5 protein-coding genes are annotated in these 4,122 nt (G+C 41.4%); 4 read left to right on the forward strand and 1 reads right to left on the reverse strand.

What is annotated here, in order from left to right; genetic code table 11:
* The 3 genes from KGY70_18035 to KGY70_18045 all read left to right on the forward strand — a co-directional run.
* On the forward strand, positions 1-440 hold a 440-nt coding region (locus KGY70_18035), incomplete at its 5' end, for a cation transporter (GenBank protein MBS3777101.1).
* 68 nt (positions 441-508) lie between these two features.
* Positions 509-1,654 carry an AI-2E family transporter gene (locus KGY70_18040; GenBank protein MBS3777102.1) on the forward strand — a complete coding sequence of 382 codons (1,146 nt, stop codon included), beginning with the start codon at positions 509-511 and terminating at the stop codon, positions 1,652-1,654.
* A 249-nt stretch (positions 1,655-1,903) separates the two neighbouring features.
* The gene (locus KGY70_18045) at positions 1,904-2,539 is read left to right on the forward strand and encodes a CPBP family intramembrane metalloprotease (GenBank protein MBS3777103.1); all 636 of its coding nucleotides are present in this window, start codon (positions 1,904-1,906) and stop codon (positions 2,537-2,539) included.
* A gap of 590 nt (positions 2,540-3,129) precedes the next feature.
* Here KGY70_18045 and KGY70_18050 read toward each other — a convergent pair.
* On the reverse strand, positions 3,130-3,609 hold the full coding sequence (locus KGY70_18050) for a hypothetical protein (protein MBS3777104.1): 480 nt from the start codon (positions 3,607-3,609) through the stop codon (positions 3,130-3,132).
* A gap of 275 nt (positions 3,610-3,884) precedes the next feature.
* Here KGY70_18050 and KGY70_18055 point away from each other — a divergent pair.
* On the forward strand, positions 3,885-4,122 hold a 238-nt coding region (locus tag KGY70_18055), incomplete at its 3' end, for a hypothetical protein (protein MBS3777105.1).

Here is a 4,122-nt window from a genome sequence, read left to right on the forward strand (position 1 = left end):
CCTTTTTGCACATGGCTGCCGATGCAGGAGTTTCTGCCGGTGTAGTTGTTGCCGGCCTGTTGATCAACCTTACCGGGTTGCTCTGGATCGACCCGGTGATGAGCTTCATCATTATCGGCGTGATATTGTGGGGTACCTGGCGGCTGTTTACCGATTCGATCAATCTTGCCCTCGATGCTGTGCCCAAGCATATCGATATCAATAAGGTTAGTGAGTTTCTTCGGTCAAAAGAGGATGTGGAGGATATCCATGATCTGCACGTCTGGGCCATCAGTACTACACAGATCGCTCTCTCAGTGCATCTCGTTGTTCCCGGATATTGCGATGACAAATTCTTAGCAGATCTCCAGCAAGAATTGTATCATAGATTTGGAATAGGACATACAACCATTCAGATTGAGAACAAGAGTCTTGAAGGAAATTGCATGACCGGGTGCTGATAACCATTTATGGTTTTTTCTTTTTTCCTAACTTTGGTTATTTCGTTTGCATTTAAAATAAATCCATCATGAATCAATCAAACGGTAACATTCAGCGCATTGCCTCTTCAATGATCATCATCGCCCTGCTGATCTATCTGCTGATCATTGGGAAATTCATCATCGTGCCCATCATCTTTGCTGCGTTGCTCGCGATCATGATACAGCCCATCTGCAATTTCCTCGAGCGCTATATACATGCAAAGATTCCCGTGATACTTCTGTCTTTCATCATTGTACTGATACCGGTAGGCGGGATCATTACCTTTTTTTCTTACCAGATGGGAGATGTGCTGCAAAACATGCCTGCCATTGCCGATAAGCTTCAACATAGTTCTGATCTGTTATTTACCTGGCTCAATGATAATTTTGGTATTTCCCGTGCAGACATTTGGGATTGGTTTCGCGCCAATTTTTCCAAAGTGCTTGATTCCCCCATTCGGTTTTTCAAAGGCGGTTTGATCTCGGGCACGGCATTCCTGGTGAACTTTTTTATGGTGCTGATATTCACATTTTTTATGTTACTTTACAGGGGTGCCATCAAGAATTTTCTTCTGCTGCAGTTTAAAGACAAAAGACGGGAACAGGGTGTTGAAATTTTTGTTCAGATTCAGCGTTTGGTAAGACATTATCTCTACGGGTTGCTTACCGTAATCCTTATCCTGGCATTTCTTAACAGCATCGGACTTTGGATTATCGGTGTGGGATATCCCGTATTTTGGGCATCGCTGGCTGCCTTCCTGAGCATTATCCCATACATTGGAACAACACTGGGCGGTTTGCTGCCTTTCATGTATGCCATTGCCACACTGAATACCTGGTGGCAACCGCTGGCTGTAGTGGCCTTGTATTCATCCATTCAACAGTTAGAAGGCAATCTGATCACACCCTATGTGGTAGGTTCGAATGTGAAAATCAATCCTTTTATTGCCATCCTGTCTCTGCTTATAGGAGGCTATATCTGGGGACTGTCAGGTATTGTCCTGGGCATACCCCTGGCCGCCATCGTCAAACTGGTTTTTGATAACGTGGACAGCCTCAAACCTGTTGGCGTATTGATGAGCAACGACCTGCACAAACAGGATGAGAAACTGCTGGAGGATTGGGATGAGGATCGGTACCGCATTTCCAGTTTGTTTGAGGATAAAAATAATCAATTAAATTCTAATTTCTAATATCCTAACCCAGATAAACTGGAACTTAGCGTAGCGATCTTACGAACGTAGTGAGTAAATCCTAAATTCTAAATCTTAAATCCTAAACAAATTCCAATGATTCAATATTTTAATAATCAAAACAGGAGCCCTATCTGTTCGGTTTGATAATTCTTTATTTGTGAATTGGAATTTAATAAATACCTTCATTATAAAAATCTGCCAGGATATTTCCCATTTCCCTTATCTTTGGCTGAAATTGTTGTTGCAATGACCAGACATTTTCCTTACATACTGATTGTATCTCTCCTGCTCTTCATCCTCCTGTTTGTTTTCAGGGAGGTTGGCTTGTTGGATTTCTGGTGGTGGATGTCGGCCAACCTGGTATTGCTGGTATCTTCCTGCATTTTCTCAGATGCCACTTTCAGGCAGGAACTCACAAATGATTTTTCCGCTGGTGTAATAAGAAAGGTAAGCCTTGGAGTCCTTTCCGCTATTATACTTTACCTGGTATTTTATGCCGGGAATGAATTTGTGAGATCCCTGTTCGACTTTGCCGGCAGAGATATTGGCGCTGTGTATGGTTTCAAAGCAGGTGCAGGCCCCTGGCGGATCGGTTTGCTAATGCTTCTGGTGATCGGCCCGGGAGAAGAACTGCTCTGGAGAGGATATGTGCAGGGGAATCTCACCCGAAAATACGGAAGACTCAAGGGTTTTATACTGGCTACAATCCTTTACACAGCTATCCATGTGGCCACAGGCAACCTGGTGCTCATCCTCGCTGCACTGGCCGGTGGTATTTTCTGGGGTTGGATGTATATGAAATACCGGTCCATACTGATGAACAGCTTTAGCCATGTGATATGGGACATTGCCGTGTTTCTGATCTTCCCTTTCAGCAGCTAAGGGTGCAGAAAAGGGGTCCATTTAACCGGCATCGGGTGATTTATAGGATTATATCTGCATTCAGGGTTTGGCTTTGATCTATATTTGTCCGGCATTGACTCTGATTTCCTCTGTCTTCCCCTTTCCGCACCCGGTTTCGATACTTTTTTAGTATCAAATGCCTCAGGGAGGTACCCTTTTCCCTTTCCGAACTTCTCGATTGCCGTTCTGAACAGCAATATTACTGTTTTGAACACTAAATTAACTGTACATAACAGTAATTATAATATTAATAACACCAACAATACTGAAATTAACTTTATTAATATGGTTTGATACAGTGAAATTACAATCAGAAACAGTATTGATACTGTTTTAAAGACTAATGATACTGTTCAAAGCAGTAATAATAATGATTTAAACACCAAATTAGGTGTTCTGAGCATCAATAGAGGTGTTTTGAACAGCGATGATGAGGTTAAATGAAACAAAAAAAGAAGATGGTTGGTAAATATTGGGAATGCACCCTGCCATTCGGTTTTGCGGGATAAATCCTGAATGATATTCTTAGATATATTAATAAATAGGATTATGGGAGCTTGAAAAGATCCTTACTGGTTGTTTCCCTGGATTTCCTTAGATGGTCCCCGGCCCGGATAGTTGTTTCTCAACTTCTCATAAGCCTCACGGGCACCAAAAATTTTTGCCCTTTTGGCACTTTTCATATAATCATATATCAACAGCGAATTCTTCAACAAATGACTACCCGCAAATATAATACTATCGACCAACCCATTTCGGACTGGTTCAATGGTAAAAAAGAATCTGCGAAGGGTATTCACAGCCTTACGCTGGTTAGTGAGATCCTTCATGTTAATATAAGGAGGTCGCAATGCGGGATCACTCTTAGCATACGATATGGCATTATTTACGAAACTAAAGTTTCGGTCTCCCATTTTGGGCATGAACCGACGCTCTTCATTCGTAAGTTTTGTAAGATGGGGCATAAGTTTCTTGTCGAGTGTGTCCAGCGCCTTTTCGATTTCTTTAAGATCTTCTTCCGGGATATTCAGATATTTATATGGTTCCATGAAGCGAGAATTAGAAGTGAGAAAAACATACAAGGGGCCAATCAGGGGATTAAAATATAAAAAAATGACTTTCTATCCAATTTTTAGATGTTATTTTTGTTTTTGGTTATGTATGGATTCAACATGGTGATCTATATCACCGGTTCAATCCTTTCCAAAGTTAAAAGTTATGGTAATTTTGAGGGTGGTTTACGGATTTGCTTTTTGCTGTGAATTTACGGGGTTTTCATCCGACATTGAAGTACCCGGAGTAAAATGTTAATGTTGCTTTTATTATGAAATCTTTTTTCAGATTTTTATTTGAAGATCAAATTGATCCCCTCAGTGATTATGAATCCATGCTGGCAAAGGTCTTGAGATGGGTTTTATTTGTACTGATAGTTATCGGTATACCCGCTGTGACCGTTGGTGTGATAGAAGCAGTGAAACTGAATCAGCCTGTAGCCGGGTTGTTTTATGTGGTGTTTTTTCTACCGCTTATCGGGGTGGCGATTTTTCAAAAGCATTTGAATT

Source organism: Bacteroidales bacterium (genome assembly GCA_018334875.1).
GTDB lineage: Bacteria > Bacteroidota > Bacteroidia > Bacteroidales > UBA12077 > JAGXLC01.

What these genes read in the sequence shown, in the direction of transcription:
- KGY70_18040 (MBS3777102.1), top strand. Translation starts at nt 509, where the DNA reads ATGAATCAATCAAACGGTAACATTCAGCGCATTGCCTCTTCAATGATC.
- KGY70_18045 (MBS3777103.1), top strand. Translation starts at nt 1,904, where the DNA reads ATGACCAGACATTTTCCTTACATACTGATTGTATCTCTCCTGCTCTTC.
- KGY70_18050 (MBS3777104.1), bottom strand. Translation starts at nt 3,609, where the DNA reads ATGGAACCATATAAATATCTGAATATCCCGGAAGAAGATCTTAAAGAA.